This window comes from Chryseobacterium rhizosphaerae, assembly GCF_003385455.1.
In the GTDB taxonomy this organism is placed as follows: Bacteria; Bacteroidota; Bacteroidia; order Flavobacteriales; family Weeksellaceae; genus Chryseobacterium; species Chryseobacterium rhizosphaerae.
The window spans coordinates 44,439-60,781 of sequence record NZ_QNUF01000010.1; the positions used below are offsets into that span (position 1 = coordinate 44,439).

A 16,343-nucleotide genomic window follows, 5' to 3' on the forward strand; every position below is an offset into this window, starting at 1 on the left:
CTATGAACCAACCTATTAAAAGAAGATTATTATTTGGTGAGCGAATGTTACTGGGAGACGGAACAGAACCGTTCAATGCGGTGATCCCTTTCAGGCTCAGAGGTACCTTTGCATTAAAGGATATCCAGCAGGCTTTGGCTCAGATCCAGCAAAAACATCCGTGGCTAAGAGCCCTTATTGCTCACGATGATAAAAATATCCCCTGGTTTGATGTTCCTGAAAACCCGATCTCTATTCCGGTGCGAATTATTGCCCGAAAAGGAGAAGATCAGTGGCAGGAAGAATCCAAAAGGGAATGGAATACTTTATTCGATCCTAAAAAATTGCCTCTTATCCGGTTTGTCTGGATTAAGGGGGAAGACGTTTCTGACATGCTATTTGCATTCCACCATTGTTTATGCGATGGTGGTTCTGCAATGGCCTTCCTTTATGAGTTTTTAAAAATATTGGATAATCCAAAAGCTGATATTGGAATAGAAAACCCAATTTTAGGTATTCAGGATGTGGTTCCTGCCCATATTTTAAACAGCCGGAAGAAAAAATTAAAAGCCAAATTCATTGGAAGATTAGCGGCTACAGCGATTAAGGTTATCCCTACCGGTAAAAAATCTATTGATCGTCAAAATGATTATTTAATCAATTGGAAAGTAGATGAAACTGTAAGCCAGCAACTGATTTCCTATTGCAAAGCCAATGGCGCTACCGTAAACACGTTCTTAAGTGCTGCTTTACTTCAGGCATTCAAGAAAATAAAAGGAACCGGAGCTTTCAATAAAGTGTCGTGTCCTGTAGACATCAGACGTTTTGCTACCCAGGTGAAGAACGATCATATTTTTGCTTTTGGGCTGATGATCGTGGTTTCTGCTAATGAAAAGCTGAGCTTTATAGAAAATTTACATGCGATGCAGGCTTCTGTAGAACGTAAAACCTCTAAGCTGGACCCTTATATTACCATGATGGTGATGGAATTCGGACATGATGCGTTGAATAATTTCACCAAGCTTTTAAAGAACGGCAAATCATCCAATGACTGTATGTTTTCCAACCTGGGACGCATCCAGATTCCTCATGAGTATAAGGAGTTTTCGGTAGATACTATTTTCAGCCCATCAGTAATCGGACCATTAGGGAATACAACGACGATGGTGGTTTCTACCTACCGTGGAAAAATGGACTTTTCCTTTGTGGGAAGTGAAGGGTACCTTCCTTATACCGAAGCATTGGCCATCCGTGATGAGGTGATGCAGATCATCAAAGTACAACTGGAATATATCGCCGTATCATGATCAAAAGAAAACTAATGATGGTGGAAAGGATCATGTATGTAGATCCTCAGACCCCTTTAAACTGTGTGTTTACCGCCAGGATTAATGGAGAACTCCAGGAGGAGAACTTCAGGATAGCTCTGGAAAAAATCCAGCAGAAACACCCTTTACTACGGGTGGTGGTAGATACCCAAAGTGAGAAATATCCGTTTTTTACTGAAGAAAAAGAGATCACTCCTATTCCACTCCGTATGGTTGAGCGACAGACCGATCAGGATTGGCTGCTGGAGTCCGAAAAAGAATGGTTCCGTTTATTTGATGAAGAAAAAGCGCCTATGGCCAGAATGGTATGGATCAAAGGAAACGGAGTCTCCGAAATCATGTGGGTAATGCCCCATTGTATTTCTGACGGAACCACCGGTGTTACCCTTATGCGCGAGCTCCTTACACTGCTGGATGATCCATCCTCTGAACTAGTCTCCTACCAGGCATTTGATTCCGTAGATGATTTTCTGCCTTCAGATTTCAATGCAGGCCGAAAAAAATACAAAGCCAGACTTTACTTATTATTCGCCAGGATATTCTTTTCTATCCAGCGAAAAAGTAAAAAAAGAAACAAAGGAAACAACTATGCGATTCACTGGAAACTGGATCCTGCCACTACCCAACACATTACTGAAAAATGTAAAGCCAATGGCATTTCCGTTCATGCTTTACTATGTTCTTCCGTAATGCAGGCTTTCCAGGATATACAGGGCAAAAAGGCCAAAGGTAAAGTGATCAGTCCTGTAGATGTGCGCCATTTTATTCCGGAGATCAAAGAAGACCACCTGTTTGCTTTTGCTCCCACAGTGGAACTTTCCCTGAAAAAAGGCAGCCGGAACATACTGGACAACGCTAAGGAAATAAAAAAAGACCTCGTTCAGAAAATCAATACGATGGAAGCCCGGGAACTCCTGTGGATGGGTGAACATATGCATCCCATCGTTGACCGGATGATCAATATGCTGAAATCCAGTGAAGGCGGACATGATGTTACCCTATCCAATATGGGGAAAATCAATATCCCAAGTGAATACAAACATTTTAAAGTGGAAACCATCCTCAGTCCTACAGTGGCATTTCCATGGCTGAATTCCAATACCTGGGTAGCCAGCACCTACAACCAACAGATGGATTTCACCTTTATGTCCAATGAAAATTTCCTTCCCAAAGAAGAAGCCCACCAAATTAAAGATAAAGCCATCGAGCTGATGACCTCGCCCCTATGAAATTTAAAATAAAACCGAAACCACCTAAAAAACTAAAGAAAACCACCCTCAAACGCTTTTTATTAAAGCGGATGATCTATTATGTCCTTCCCAATGTATTCTTCAATTTCATTATCGCTTATGCCAGCTTTAAAGAATTAGGCTACACCCATTTTTTCTCCGGAGAACAAAATCTGGCCCGCCTTACCCTACCCATGGCACTATTTCTCCCCGTTGTCCTCACCATAGACATCATCAAAAGAGTAACCGATGCCGCCGGACAAGGTGCCATTGAGTTTACCGTAGATGAACAGTTGAATATAAAAAAACTAATGACCAAGCTGAGTATCCTGCATGGCGTGATTACCTGTTCTTTGGTCTTAGCTATGCTTTTTTTAGGACAGTATAATTTTTCTAAGGATTATAAGCTGGATGCTACGGCGATGGCTGTTGTTGTGGGAACACTGGCTGGGATTTTGTCTGTTATTTTTGTGTATTTGCCGGTGTGGAGGTTGAGGAGGTGGATGTGTAAACGAGTGCAGGCTGTGGCTGTGGACTTAAATGCATAATTTATTTTTTGATACATCCCTAGATTATAATATAAATTTCTATCTTTGATAGTATCATATGATACTATCAAAGATATGAAACCTCCTTATACTATTACAGACACCATTTTATTTTTAGTAGCTTCTATTTCTGAAAAAATAGGAGAAATCAATGCTTCACATCTGTATAAGCCTGTCACTGAATTAAGGAAAAAGAACAGGATTAAAACCATCCAGTCTTCATTGGAAATTGAAGGGAACACAATTACCGAAGAGCAGATAACCGCTTTACTGGAAAATAAAAGAGTCATTGCTCCCCAAAAAGATATTCTTGAAGTTCAGAATGCAATACAGGTGTATGAAGAAATCAATAAACTAAATCCTTATCACCTGAAAGACTTAGAAAAAGCACATTCTATTCTGATGAAAGGATTGGTTGCTCATCCTGGTAAGCTAAGAACCACTAATGTGGGTATCATTAAAGGTTCGAAAGTAGAACATGTAGCACCGGGAGGCACCATGATAAAAGGATTGATGAAAGATCTCTTTGCTTATCTGAAAAAAGACAAAGACCTGATTTTAATTAAAAGCTGTGTCTTCCACTATGAGTTTGAATTTATACATCCTTTTACGGACGGTAACGGAAGAATGGGCAGGCTCTGGCAGACCTTAATTCTGATGCAGCAATACCCTGTATTTGAATATCTACCTGTAGAAGCCCTCATCAGGCAAAAACAGACTGAATATTATCATGCCTTATCCGAATCTGATAAAAAAGGAAATTCTACCCTGTTTATAGAATTTATGCTCGGTATTATTCTCGAATCTTTACAGGAACTTTTACAATCTCAAAATAAAACATTGTATACAGAAGACAGAATTTTCTTATTTAAAGAGAAAGTAAAACAAAATAAGTTCAGCAGGAAAGACTATATGCAGAACTTCAAAAGTATTTCTGCTCCCACTGCAAGCAGAGACCTAAAATGGGCTGTTGACCAGGGTATTTTATCAAAATCCGGAGAACAGAGGTTGACAGAATATTGCTTTAAAGAATAATGATGTAATACGATCTGTGATTTTTATGTATTTGCCGGTGTGGAGATTGAGGAGGTGGATGGGTAGGAGGGTGAATACAACAATTTTAGATATAAATTAATTATATATTTTATTATAAAATAAAGACCTGAACGTTATCCATTCAGGTCTTTAGCTTTTATATAAGCACACTATTACAGTTCAATTGGGAAAATATGATTAATAGATATATTATTACTAATACTAAAATTACTTCATAATTTTCTAAAAGGTCATATTACTTCTCTTCCATTCCCCTGTGGAATCAAATTATTATTTTTCAGCCATTCAATTGCATTAAAAAACTCTTGACGTTCAATTTTTAATTTTGAATCATGCCAGTTTTCTCTAGCTTCAGTTACGATTGCCTCATCATCAATTTGAGTTTTTCTAATAATGAGATTATTCCATCCTGAATATATAGTAGCCACAACTTCAGCTTCGTGAGTTGTCTTCATATTTGCAAATAAGTCGATTACTCTTCTGATCTCTTGTAATTTAGGTCTAAGATCCAGAACACACCTCATCATAAATGCATTAAAATTCTCTGCTTTAATATATTTATGACCATCATAATTGTCTCCTTTTACTTCCTGAACAGAAAACCATTTTTTTTCTTTTGCCAAAGGTTCTACAACTTTTACCAAATGTTCAAAAGCAGCCGGACCAGCAGCCATTTTCTTTGCAACTCTTCCAAAATCTAAGTCAATATGCTTTTCAATAACCTCAACAGTTTTTTCCCCTTTTGTTCTATATAAAGATTTTCCATTTTTTTCGTGAGCTTCTATTGCAAGAGCAATAACCATTGCCTGTTTGTCTGCTTTTTTCTTTGCATTGAAACTCTTGGTTCTTGCAAAATATGGGTCAATTATAGGTTGAGTGATAGGAATAACTTTAGCTCTCCTCAACTCACCTTTGAACGCACTATCCAACACGCTATTTTTAAGCCTTTTTAAAGCCTCTAATTTATTTTGGTAGTATTGGGTTAGTTTTTGGCTTTTCTCGGTTGTTTGGTCTAAATATGTAACTATGCGTTGTTGTTCGATTATCGTTGGATAATTAATCTCAAACTTTTCCAACATATTCTTACTTAGTGCCTCTCTCGTAGCTCCTCCGCTTGAATTATATAGAAGTTGATTTTTGTAAAATGGGCTTATCAAAGAATAATGTAAAAATTTCGGGAGTAATAACTCTTTTTTTATTCTTAAAATAGAAACGTGCTGATTAACTCTTGCAGGTAAAATATTTTCAGGAACGATACAGCATCTTGCAACAGAAGCACCAGTAATATTCAAAAGAATATCATTGTTCTCAATTTCAACATTTGATAATTTTTTTGCTTGAACTTCATCTATAAATGCAAGATTTTTTTCTTTAAATCCCCAGTCGTGAACATTTAAACTTCTGATTAAAGATATTCCACTTTCTTTGTATGAGTTCTGTCCGCCAGTTGGGGTAGAACCACTTCCTATTTTTAAAGTAAGTTTTTTTAGATTCTCAGTTTTCCAATTTGCGTGTTTTCCTTCAAACATCTCATCCAAAACACTTTCGTTCAGTTGTTTTAGTTTTTGGATGTTTCCTTCTACCAAAGCAATGGTTTGGTCTAATTTTTCGAAAGTTTTATCTAATACCGAAACGATTTGATTTTGTTCTGAAAGTGGAGGAAGAGGAAAATTATACTTTGAAAAAGTTGATTTGTTGATGATTGAAACTACTGCCTGATTGGCATTTTCCAGCATATACTTTTCTAAAGTCAAAGCATAATAGTACCCAAACCTATAATTAACAATTTTATTATTAAAATTAATGCTATTAATTTGTTGATTGGTAATTAAATCAGTGCCTGCAATACCAACTTTCCCCAAAGAACCAATACAGCAAACCATTACAGAATTTTTTGGGATTAATCTTGATTTAGTCAATGCTTCCTCAGTAACATACTCCTGTGTTTGTATGACAATACCATTTCCAAGGTTTGGAGGTTTAACAAAAGGGATATTACCATTTAAATAATATTTAACAACACTTTTAGGAGGAGTATTTCCAGTAATAACTTCTCCAACTTCTTCCAATTTCTTCCACTCCCAACCTTTTGGTAACTTATCCTTCATAACCTGTCTGAATTAGGTTGTCAATTTCAGATAAAAGCAAATTAATATTTTTATCATTGCTTTGGATGTCTGCAAAGATTTCGCTTGGAGATTGATGGATTATTTCTTTTTGCTTTGCTGGGTTTTTTGCACTCAAATCGTAATTTCTTTCTCTAATTTCATCAGCTGTAGCGAGCCAAGAGTTTTCCGTCGTAGCACGTGTTTTATAAAGTTCTACAAATTCAGCAATATGCTCGTACTGGATAGGCTTATTCTTAGTAAGTTTCTTTTCTAAGTTGACTTCATAATACCAAACGTCCTGCGTTCCTCCTTTACGTTCAAAAAAGATAACATTCGTTTTTACTCCACTATAAGGTAGAAAAACACCTGCCGGTAAACTTAGTATTGTATGTATGTTAAAATTATCTAACAAGTCTTTTTTTACCGCAGTAAATGCATTATTACTTTGGAATAAGATACCTTCCGGAATTACAATTCCCGCTTTTCCGTTCAAAGCTAATTTTTTCATAAAATGCTGTAAAAACAGTACCTCAGTTGCACTACTTTCAATAGGAAAATTGTTTTGAACTTCCTTTTTTTCTTTACCACCAAAAGGAGGATTAGCGAGAATAATAGAATAACGGTCTTTCTCCTGAAAATCTCTAATATTCTGAGTAAGCGTATTCTGTTTGTAAATGTTCGGACTTTCGATACCATGCAAAATCATATTCATCACACCCATCACATACGCTAAAGGTGTTTTTTCGTTCCCAAAAAACATTCCTTCTTTGATATGTTTTAGCTGAGTGGTGCTGTATTCATTTTTCTTTTGCATTACATAATCAAACGCCTGAATTAAGAATCCGGCACTTCCTACCGCTCCGTCGTAAATAGTATCATTCACATTAGGTTCAAGTACATCAACCATTGCCTTGATAACAGGACGAGGCGTATAAAATTCTCCTGAATTTCCACCATCGCTTCCCATTCCTTTAAGCAAGTTTTCATAAATAATACTTAACTCAAATAAATCTTCTTGGCTCTGGAAATTAAGGTCTGCAATATTTTCTATAACTTCCCTTAGTGTATGTCCGCTTGCAATTCGATTGGTGATGAACTCGAAAACAGCACCAATTTTATATTTTACACTTTTTACATCCTGCTGATTGGATTTGAAGTTTTCCAAATAAGGGAATAGATCATTATTGACAAAATCAATAAGATCATCTCCTCCTATTGCACCTTTCAAATCATACTTTCCATCTTCTTTAAGTGGATAAGCCCATCTATCCCAACGATATTTGGGATCAATTATATATTCGTATGGTTTGCCATCAATTAAAGCATCAGATGCTTTGTTTTCTTCATAATCGTGTAAATATTTTAAAAATAAAATCCAACTGATTTGTTCGGTATAATGCATTGCCCCACTAATTCCATCGTCTCTGCGGAGAATGTCTGTAATTCTGTCTATTCTTGATTGTAAATTTGCTATCGTCATATCCTTACACTGCCTGATACATTACTTGTTGTAATTTGTAAAAAGCATTAATTAAATTATTCGCATTGCCAAATGCTTTGGCAGCTTCCTGTGTCGTTCCTAAACCATTCAACTGAATAAGTTCGGAAAGTTTATCTCTTTTCAATTCCTCAATTCCGTCTTTCTTGTATCTATCTAAGACAAAATACAGGAATTGTTGGGCTTTTTCATTTTCATAGTTTTTGAAAAAATCTGATTTTTGTTTTGTTGTTTCAGCTCTATGATTTCGAGTAACGAGCTCTTTGCTGTAACTTACATAGGCAAGTAAATCAAATACATCACTCTCTTCCGCTTCAAACATTTTTTGGAGCGTTTCTATTTGCTCATCATCAAATCCAGTTTGCCCTAACTTTGTCAAAAGCTCTTCTCTTGTTTCAGGTTTACTCCATAATTCACGAAGTTGCTCTTCACTACTAAATAAATTGGGTAAAAATTCGATCAATTTCTCCAAAAATTCTGAAACTGTAAGCGGTCTTCCGTTATCTCCAACATAACGAACCTCCACATCTATCACCTTAATATTTCTCCCATTTAACTTGACTACAATTTTTTCTTTTTGGGGTTCAGGTGGCATATAAATACCTTCATCATTATCATCTTGTGAATTAGGCTTAGGTTTGGGTTTCGGTTTTGTTATTGGGTTTAGATCTTCTTCGCCATCAATTATAATTTCATCCTCTTCTTCTGCAGAATCATCCCAATCTTTATCATAGAAATTATTTGTAGCTCCAGTAAAATCTATAATCGTAAAAAAATCTTTATTCTCAAAAATACGGGTGCCTCTACCAACAATTTGTTTAAATTCCACCATAGAATTTATAACACGAACTAAAACGACATTTCTAACATTTCTTGCATCAACTCCGGTAGTGAGCATCTGTGATGAAGTAAGAATTACAGGAATGTCTTTGTCATTATCTTGAAATCGTTCTAAAAGTTGTTTTCCAATTTCTCCTTCATTACTTGTAACTCTTACGCAATAATGTGGGTCTTTTACGGATTTATGTTTATTAATCGCATCACGCATCATTAAAGCATGTTCTTGATTGACACAGAAAATAATTGTTTTATCCATTTCTCGGATATTTGCCAAAATTGCTCGGGCAATTAAATCCGTTCTATCTTCAACAATGATTCTACTTTCAAAATCAGAAAGACCATAAATCCTGTCTTCAAGCTCTCCACTTACTACAATGTCATCCTTGGTTGGAATATACTCATCAATATTGGTTCTTATTCTTTTAACCTTATAAGGTGTCAAAAATCCATCATTAATTCCATCCTTAAGAGAATACTCATAAACAGGTTTTCCGAAGTAATTATAAGTGTTTACGTTGTCGTTACGTTTTGGAGTGGCGGTAAGTCCTAGGTGAACTGCCGTTGCAAAATAATCTAAAATATCTCTCCAGGAACCATTCTCATTGGCTGAACCTCTATGACATTCGTCAATAATAACAATATCAAAAAAATCAGAAGGATATTGTTTGTAATAACCTCCAATGTTTTCTTTTTCGGCAATTGCCTGATAAATTGCAAAAAATACATTTGCATTCGTTGGAACCTGACCGTTCCTAATCCGGATTTCGTCACCATTGATTTTAACCAAATCTCTTTCCAACGGATTAAATGTATTAATGGCTTGGTCAGCCAAAATATTTCGATCAGCTAAGAATAAAATTTTTGGCCTCCGTTCTATCTTATCTACATTCCAACGAGCTGTGAAAAGTTTGTAAGCAATTTGAAAAGCAACAAATGTTTTTCCTGTTCCTGTTGCTAAAGTAAGAAGAATGCGTTTTTTGTCTTCAGCTATGGCTTCAATTACCTTGTTTACTGCAATTTCTTGGTAATATCTAGGTTTAAAGTCTCCTGTTAAATAAAAAGGTATGCTTAAAAGCTTTTCTTTTATACTATTTTTCTGAGCAAAGATCCTATTGTACATTTCTTCCGGAGTTGGATAATTTCTAATAAAATCTCCTTTTCCTTCTGAAATGCAAAACTCATAAATCTGTTTTCCGTTACTGGAATAAACAAAATCAATTTTTAGCTTCTGAGCATAATCAATGGCCTGCTGTAAGCCTTCAGTTGATTGTTTATCGTATCGCTTTGCCTCAATGATTGCAAGAGGAACATTTTTATATTTAAGCAAATAATCAACATATAATCGTTCTCCTCTTTTATTCCCGGATAATTTTCTTCCGTCAGTAAAATAATACTCACGGATAATGTAAGCCTCGTCCCATTCAGATAATCTTAACTGTGGGTCTATAAATTTAGCTCTGGTATCGTGTTCTGAATAGGACAAATATTAGTTTTTAAAGTTTTCAAATTTACAAAAATAGTTTAGCAAAGCCACAAAAACACACAACACTGTAACAATCAATACATTACACCATTACATATTGTAGCTTCTCCATTTTTGAAAATGCTTTACAGAGATAAGTAAAATATATTTTGTACATATTTCTTAAAATCCTCACAATACATTTAAACACCAAAAATTAGTAAAACTTCTTAAAGTAAAGCCCAAACTTACCGAAAGAAATAATATTGGAAGAAGAATTATTCAAAAGGTTCAAAATTTTGTAGATGTTTTCATTGATGGAGTTAACGCCTAATCTAAAATAAAAAAGGTTCAGCGTATGCTGAACCTTTTTCTATATCTTAAGTCATCCCTACCCAATCAACCTCTCAAGCCTCACCATCATCTCATCCTTCTCCTTCAGCATCCTTTCATAAAGTTCCATCTTTTCTTCATGCATTTTCAGAATAGCTTCTACCGGATTGAAAACAGGATGTATATTAATTGCTGAAGCCCCCTCTTTGAAATCAGTAAACGTATTAGAAATAATATTCACCGCCTGCTCCTCATCAAAATTTTGAAACGCTTCCACCGGAATTTTCAATACTTCAGAAATTCTTTTCAGTAAAGGGTCTTCAATAATTTCTTTCTGTTCCAGCAGAGAAACTTTCTTCTGGTTCCAGTCGTCTCCAAGGTCAAGAGCCAATGCTTCCTGCTTGATGCCCAGCATTTCCCTGAATCGTTTTACATTGCGGCCCTGATGTATTTTATGTTCCATGACAATTCAACTTTTATGAAGAGTTAAATATAGAAAAATATTGGCAAAAAAGGCTTTAAAAAGCGGTCGAAATCTGTTTTTTCCCTTGTCTTCGGTTTTAAATGATTGAATTTCTGAGCTAAGAGCATCTTTGCCGAAAATTTTACGTTTTCCCGTAATCATGCCTTAAAGATTTTCCTTATTATTGTAGTCTATACACTACAAATACGTGAAAACTAATATCATTGATGTTTTAATACCTTAGAAAGCATCTTTCAATTTAAAAAACATATTATTTTTATCATCAACGACCGGTTCATGATGTAGTAATGAATCATATCTATACAGAAAACTAAAAACCAATATGACTTTTACAGAATTAATTGACGAGATAGAGATTTGGGATCACTGGCAGGGTGAATACAACCGTTTTGTACCCCAGTTTGTCACGGAGGCAAGCACAGCGAAAAATTGGGAAGATTGGGATCAGGATATATTCTATGAATTTTTCATGCGTCCGGGAGATCAGTGTGTTTCTTCTTTGAAACAAGGATACTTTACCCATGAAGAAAGAGATCAAATCAAAGAAAAATGGACGGAGCTTTCTGTATTATTACAGGAAATTGCGATAAGCCAAAAGCACCCTTTATTTGATACTTACTATCAGATCAAAGAACTGATTAGAAAATGTACTTATAATAATAAAAAAGCCGCTACCAACAGACTGATTGCAAGTTTGCAGCCTCAACTATTATGTACAATTGTTAATGAAGATAAATTGAGAGGTTTAATCTATCTTCTGAACAAAAATGTTGAGAATTTTGAACTGAAACTTACGTATGATTGGTTTCAGGACAGCTATAACCTTCTTCAAATTTTCAAAGAAAAACTCAACAAAGACGTTTATGAAATTGTAACCCTTCCATGGCAGGTTTACGATTATTTTCAGGAACAAAATACCCCATCTTCCATAGAACAAAATGATATGAGTGAAAATAAACTGGACCAGCAGATCCAAATTTTAGAATATAAAAAACAAATTATCCTTCAAGGTCCTCCTGGAACCGGAAAAACCAGAATGGCCAAGGAGTTGGCTGTTCAATTATTGGGATTGAATGATACTAAAGAATTAAAAAACAATCCGCAGTTTAAGCTTATCCAGTTCCACCCCAGTTATGCCTATGAAGATCTCGTGAGAGGAATTGTAGCCAAACCAGACGAAGATGGAAACGGGATTATCTACGAAGCCGAAAATAAAGTATTAGGTGACTTTATTAAAAAAGCTTGTGAGCAATCTCAGCAAATCAATGGATTTCCTAAAACGGAATGGCTCAATGAAATGTTTGAAGAATTCAAAACATTCATAGAAGAAGAATTGATTGCAAATGACCACAAAATACAACTAACCAATAAACTTTTTCTGACCCATATCGGAGAGAATTCCTTTCACATTTCCAGTGAAGGATGGAAAGGAGACCGTTTAAAATTCAGTGAGATAATAAAATTGTATCAATACAATATCACTCAAAAAGAGGACACAAAAAAATATGATGATCTGGCAAAAACAGTATATCACAGAACATCATACTATTTCCCGGTGGTAGATAAATTCAGAAAGTTTTTGGAAGGAAAATCAGTGCCTGTTCATAACGAAATACAATCTCAATCTCAAAACTATGTACTGGTAATTGACGAAATCAACCGGGCCAATCTTTCTTCCGTTTTAGGAGAACTAATTTATGCTTTAGAATACAGAGGTAAATCAGTGGAAAGTGTATATGAAGTTGATGGCAAAAGAGACCTTACTCTCCCTCCCAACCTATACATCATCGGCACTATGAATACGGCAGACCGCAGTGTTGGACATATTGATTATGCGATACGACGACGTTTTGCTTTTATTGAGGTGTTGCCTGAACCTCTGGAAGATGATGATCGTATTCATTTTAATACGGAAGGGTTCAAAAAAGTATCGGCCCTATTCAAAAATGGAAATGTAAGTGGTGAATTTGAGGCGAAGGATGTTCAACTGGGACATAGTTATTTTATTGCTAAACATAAAGATATCAGAGCTGATCAAACAAAAGAGGACATTTTCAGAATGAAGATGAATTATGAAGTGGTTCCTATTCTTCTGGAATACGTGAAAGATGGCGTTCTTATCGGAACTTTCGAGGATAAGAATGACAACAATAAAGAATATGACATCAAAGACTATATCAATACCCTGAAAATAAATAATTAATGGGAATTTTACTTTCGGAACATAAAAGTTTTCTGATCAGAAGACGTATTCCTGAAGAACCTGTTGCAGAGCTGCAGGATGAACTGTATCTTGATGAGGACTCTTTTCAGCGTTTTACAGCTTTGGAAAGTAAAAGGTTCAACCATCAGTCATTTTCTTTTTCAGTGGTAAAAGGAGAAAACCATTGTGAGATTAAGGCAGATTATTTTGTAGGTATTGATTGGCTGGGGAAGACTGGCAGAACCATCTATGTGGAGCCTAAGATCAATGCCGGTTTGTCACAATATTTCCGAAACTGTCTCAATGAGGAAGAAAATTCTACTGAAACTCCTGAAGAGTTTAATAATAAAGAGAAAGCAGAAGCTAAGGAAATTAACTACCTCAGCATTCTTTTGGACATCATGTCTCTACCCGAAACAGCCCGATATTCAAAAGACGTGATCCAGATCGACTGGAAGGCCCAACCCATTACCATTGATCAGAAAGCTGATCGCTTAACGCCATTTTTGATTGTACAGTTTTTACAGCATTTAAAAACAATTGCAAAAAAGGGTCTGAAAAAATCCTATTATAAAGTTCAGGAAAACCTAAACAGTAAGGTGAAAGGGAAAGTATTAGTGGGGCAGCATATTAAAAAGAATGTTTTTAAAAACAGACTCACCTCCACTTTTTGTGAATTTCAGGTATTTGGTGAGGATCATCTGGAAAACCGTTTTTTAAAAAAAGTGTTAGAATTTGTGGCCAGTTATATCGGGAATAACACCTCTTTATTTCCTGCAAAATCCGATTTACCAGCCATTAAAGATATTCTCAATTATTGCAGACCGGCTTTTGAACATATCAGTACTGATGTTGATGAGTATCAACTGAAAAACATCAAGAAAAATCCTTTCTTTAATGAATATAGAGAGGCGATCCGAATTGGACAGCTTATCCTGAAACGCTTTTCATATACTATTACCAAAACAACGCAGAAAAAAATAGAGACCCCACCCTTCTGGATTGATATGCCGAGGTTGTTTGAACTCTACTTTTATTATCAGCTAGTGAAAGCAAATCCAGGAGATGAACAATATATCCACTACCAGTTTAGCACCTACGGAAATTATCTTGATATTTTAATCAGCAAACCCGGATTTGAAATGGTTATTGATACGAAATATAAGTTGAAATACACCAAAAGTCATATCCATAAAGATATTCGACAGGTTTCAGGATATTCCAGGTTGAAGAAAGTGGTACATAAAATAAAGAGTAAAAATGAAGCGTGGGATGAAAATAATATATTGAACTGTTTAATTATTTACCCACACCTCTATCAACCTAGTGAAAACAGCCTCAATGTTCCACAATCACTACTCACCAGCTTTAAAATAAAAGATATACAAAAGCAATTTGAAAATAAAGAAAATCAGATTACTGCTTATCATAAAATTTTTAAACTGGGAATAAATTTACCTGTAAGCTAGTAAAGAAACTTAATGACAATGAAGGTTTAAAATAATGTGAATATAGTATTGAGATTCCCACGGAATGACAAATAGCACGCTTAATCTTTCCATTTTTTTTGTCATTCCGTATGAATCTAAGCATAAAACCTTTAATCAATTTCACTGATATAGCTGACGTCGGGTGAATTAACTCCTCGATATCATATTATTTATCTAACTTCTAAGCCAATCATAATACTTTCATCTACATTCTACGGCATTCTCATATAATTTTTGTTCTTTTGCAAAAAGGTTTTAAATTTTAAATAATTGCATGTCGAAGTTTGATGAAATCCGGTATTTCCATGATCAGGAGGTGAATGAAGCGTTAGGGAGTGTGTCCCGCGACCCTATGATGAAAGCGCTGATGAATTTTACTTTTCCAGATACGGATGAGCAAATTTGGCTGGAACAGTTTAAAAACATTCATTCCATCAGTGATTTTCAGAGGCATTTTATAGCACAGACCGTTCGTCAGATCCTTACAAAAAGTTCTGATGGTTTGACGACTTCAGGTTTCGATCAGCTGGATAAAAATACCCCTTACCTTTTCATTTCGAATCACCGGGATATTGTGTTGGACACTTCCCTACTTAACCTTGCCTTACTGGAGAGCGGCCACATTATGACCGCTTCGGCCATTGGTGACAACCTTGTTGGGAGAAAGTTCCTGAATATACTAGCCAAACTGAACCGTAACTTTTTAGTTCAGAGAGGGCTGTCGCTGCGTGATCAGCTTAAAAGCTCACAAATCATGTCCGAGTATATTGAGCAGCAATTACACCAGGAAAAGCGTTCTGTATGGATTGCCCAACGTGAAGGCCGTGCTAAAGACGGTAACGATGCTACTCAGCAAGGCGTTTTAAAAATGCTGGCAATGGCAGCTGGAGATCAGTCCCTGACGGATTATTTTAAATTTTTAAAGATTGTTCCCATCTCCATCTCTTATGAATATGACCCTACCGATTCTTTAAAAATGCCCCAACTGCTGGCCAAACACAGAGAAGAGGAATACATAAAAGGTAAAAATGAAGATTTTACCACCATGCTTAGTGGTATATTGGGTCAAAAGAAGAGAATTCATCTGCATGCCGGTCATGTCATTGACAAAGAACTGGATGATATTGCAGCTACCATTGAGAATAAAAATAAGCAGCTGCAAGCCGTTGCCCAAATCATTGATGATTCCATTATCAGGAATTATAAGTTATGGCCAACAAAATTTATAGCCTATGATCTGCTTCATAATACCCAGACCTATGCTTCACAGTATACCGAACAGGAAAAACAACTGTTTATCCGAAGACTGGAAATGCGTATTGATCCTTCTGATCCCGTTTCTAAAGAATATTTCCTATCGATGTATGCCAATCCGTTAATCAATAAAATAAAGATTGAAGAAAGCTTTTCAGAATAACAGGCTTTAGTGGAGCATTGTTTATTTTATCAATTTGAAAATCTTTTTTAAACCATAGATTTAGCATATTTTTTTGCCATTTTTAAAACATACCCCTTCATTTCAAAAGAAAATCAGAGGGTTTCAAAAAAACTTATGTGAACTTCTCAGCAGTTTATTTGTAACTCCATTCTCCTAAAGTGTGCCTAAAACTTTTGTGACTTTTGTGGTTATAGTTTTCTCCCGGCAACTCAGGTAAATTGACTTTATATCACTCGATTTTAATGGAACTGATGTTTTTCCCATACAGCTTATTCAGCGACAAAGTCGCCCTTCTTTACTGCCTTACAATAAACATTCGAATCACTATTCCTTAGCGTTTAAAATAT

11 protein-coding genes are annotated in these 16,343 nt (G+C 35.7%); 7 read left to right on the forward strand and 4 right to left on the reverse strand.

What is annotated here, in order from left to right; all coding sequences use genetic code 11:
* Positions 1 to 2: 2 nt before the first annotated feature.
* The 4 genes from DRF57_RS10560 (at position 3) to DRF57_RS10575 (ending at position 4,119) form a co-directional block, all read left to right on the forward strand.
* Positions 3 to 1,286 (forward strand): condensation domain-containing protein, encoded by a 1,284-nt coding sequence (locus tag DRF57_RS10560; RefSeq protein ID WP_115918410.1) that lies wholly within the window; start codon positions 3 to 5, stop codon positions 1,284 to 1,286.
* Complete coding sequence (locus DRF57_RS10565; protein ID WP_115918412.1) at positions 1,283 to 2,536, forward strand: condensation domain-containing protein; 1,254 nt, start codon at positions 1,283 to 1,285, stop codon at positions 2,534 to 2,536. Before DRF57_RS10560 ends, DRF57_RS10565 begins: the two co-directional genes overlap by 4 nt.
* A 71-nt stretch (positions 2,537 to 2,607) precedes the next feature.
* Positions 2,608 to 3,084, forward strand: a complete 477-nt coding sequence (locus tag DRF57_RS10570; protein ID WP_228450276.1) for a hypothetical protein — start codon at positions 2,608 to 2,610, stop codon at positions 3,082 to 3,084.
* A 75-nt stretch (positions 3,085 to 3,159) separates the two neighbouring features.
* Positions 3,160 to 4,119 carry a Fic family protein gene (locus DRF57_RS10575; protein WP_174772359.1) on the forward strand — a complete coding sequence of 320 codons (960 nt, stop codon included), beginning with the start codon at positions 3,160 to 3,162 and terminating at the stop codon, positions 4,117 to 4,119.
* A gap of 251 nt (positions 4,120 to 4,370) precedes the next feature.
* Here the strand turns inward: DRF57_RS10575 and DRF57_RS10580 are convergent, their stop codons facing one another.
* The 4 genes from DRF57_RS10580 to DRF57_RS10600 all read right to left on the reverse strand — a co-directional run bounded on the left by DRF57_RS10580 (position 4,371) and on the right by DRF57_RS10600 (position 10,844).
* Positions 4,371 to 6,248 (reverse strand): restriction endonuclease subunit S, encoded by a 1,878-nt coding sequence (locus tag DRF57_RS10580; RefSeq protein ID WP_115918418.1) that lies wholly within the window; start codon positions 6,246 to 6,248, stop codon positions 4,371 to 4,373.
* Positions 6,238 to 7,728: a type I restriction-modification system subunit M gene (locus DRF57_RS10585; RefSeq protein WP_115918420.1), complete on the reverse strand. Its 1,491-nt coding sequence runs from the start codon at positions 7,726 to 7,728 to the stop codon at positions 6,238 to 6,240. The genes DRF57_RS10580 and DRF57_RS10585 overlap by 11 nt, the downstream gene beginning before the upstream one ends.
* Before the next feature lie 4 nt (positions 7,729 to 7,732).
* Positions 7,733 to 10,069: an EcoAI/FtnUII family type I restriction enzme subunit R gene (hsdR, locus tag DRF57_RS10590; RefSeq protein ID WP_115918422.1), complete on the reverse strand. Its 2,337-nt coding sequence runs from the start codon at positions 10,067 to 10,069 to the stop codon at positions 7,733 to 7,735.
* Positions 10,070 to 10,439: 370 nt separating this feature from the next.
* The gene (locus DRF57_RS10600; RefSeq protein WP_115918424.1) at positions 10,440 to 10,844 is read right to left on the reverse strand and encodes a helix-turn-helix domain-containing protein; all 405 of its coding nucleotides are present in this window, start codon (positions 10,842 to 10,844) and stop codon (positions 10,440 to 10,442) included.
* A gap of 343 nt (positions 10,845 to 11,187) precedes the next feature.
* On the opposite strand from DRF57_RS10600, the gene DRF57_RS10605 reads away from it, so the two are divergent.
* The 3 genes from DRF57_RS10605 (at position 11,188) to DRF57_RS10615 (ending at position 15,975) form a co-directional block, all read left to right on the forward strand.
* Positions 11,188 to 13,068 carry an McrB family protein gene (locus DRF57_RS10605; protein ID WP_115918426.1) on the forward strand — a complete coding sequence of 627 codons (1,881 nt, stop codon included), beginning with the start codon at positions 11,188 to 11,190 and terminating at the stop codon, positions 13,066 to 13,068.
* Positions 13,068 to 14,537: a 5-methylcytosine restriction system specificity protein McrC gene (locus DRF57_RS10610; protein ID WP_115918428.1), complete on the forward strand. Its 1,470-nt coding sequence runs from the start codon at positions 13,068 to 13,070 to the stop codon at positions 14,535 to 14,537. Before DRF57_RS10605 ends, DRF57_RS10610 begins: the two co-directional genes overlap by 1 nt.
* Before the next feature lie 295 nt (positions 14,538 to 14,832).
* Positions 14,833 to 15,975, forward strand: a complete 1,143-nt coding sequence (locus DRF57_RS10615) for a 1-acyl-sn-glycerol-3-phosphate acyltransferase (protein WP_115918430.1) — start codon at positions 14,833 to 14,835, stop codon at positions 15,973 to 15,975.
* Positions 15,976 to 16,343 lie beyond the last annotated feature (368 nt).

Bases quoted from the DNA above. Each gene is read 5' to 3' on its own strand.
- DRF57_RS10560 (WP_115918410.1), top strand. From the start codon at position 3: ATGAACCAACCTATTAAAAGAAGATTATTATTTGGTGAGCGAATGTTA.
- DRF57_RS10565 (WP_115918412.1), top strand. From the start codon at position 1,283: ATGATCAAAAGAAAACTAATGATGGTGGAAAGGATCATGTATGTAGAT.
- DRF57_RS10570 (WP_228450276.1), top strand. From the start codon at position 2,608: ATGATCTATTATGTCCTTCCCAATGTATTCTTCAATTTCATTATCGCT.
- DRF57_RS10575 (WP_174772359.1), top strand. From the start codon at position 3,160: ATGAAACCTCCTTATACTATTACAGACACCATTTTATTTTTAGTAGCT.
- DRF57_RS10580 (WP_115918418.1), bottom strand. From the start codon at position 6,248: ATGAAGGATAAGTTACCAAAAGGTTGGGAGTGGAAGAAATTGGAAGAA.
- DRF57_RS10585 (WP_115918420.1), bottom strand. From the start codon at position 7,728: ATGACGATAGCAAATTTACAATCAAGAATAGACAGAATTACAGACATT.
- DRF57_RS10600 (WP_115918424.1), bottom strand. From the start codon at position 10,844: ATGGAACATAAAATACATCAGGGCCGCAATGTAAAACGATTCAGGGAA.
- DRF57_RS10605 (WP_115918426.1), top strand. From the start codon at position 11,188: ATGACTTTTACAGAATTAATTGACGAGATAGAGATTTGGGATCACTGG.
- DRF57_RS10610 (WP_115918428.1), top strand. From the start codon at position 13,068: ATGGGAATTTTACTTTCGGAACATAAAAGTTTTCTGATCAGAAGACGT.
- DRF57_RS10615 (WP_115918430.1), top strand. From the start codon at position 14,833: ATGTCGAAGTTTGATGAAATCCGGTATTTCCATGATCAGGAGGTGAAT.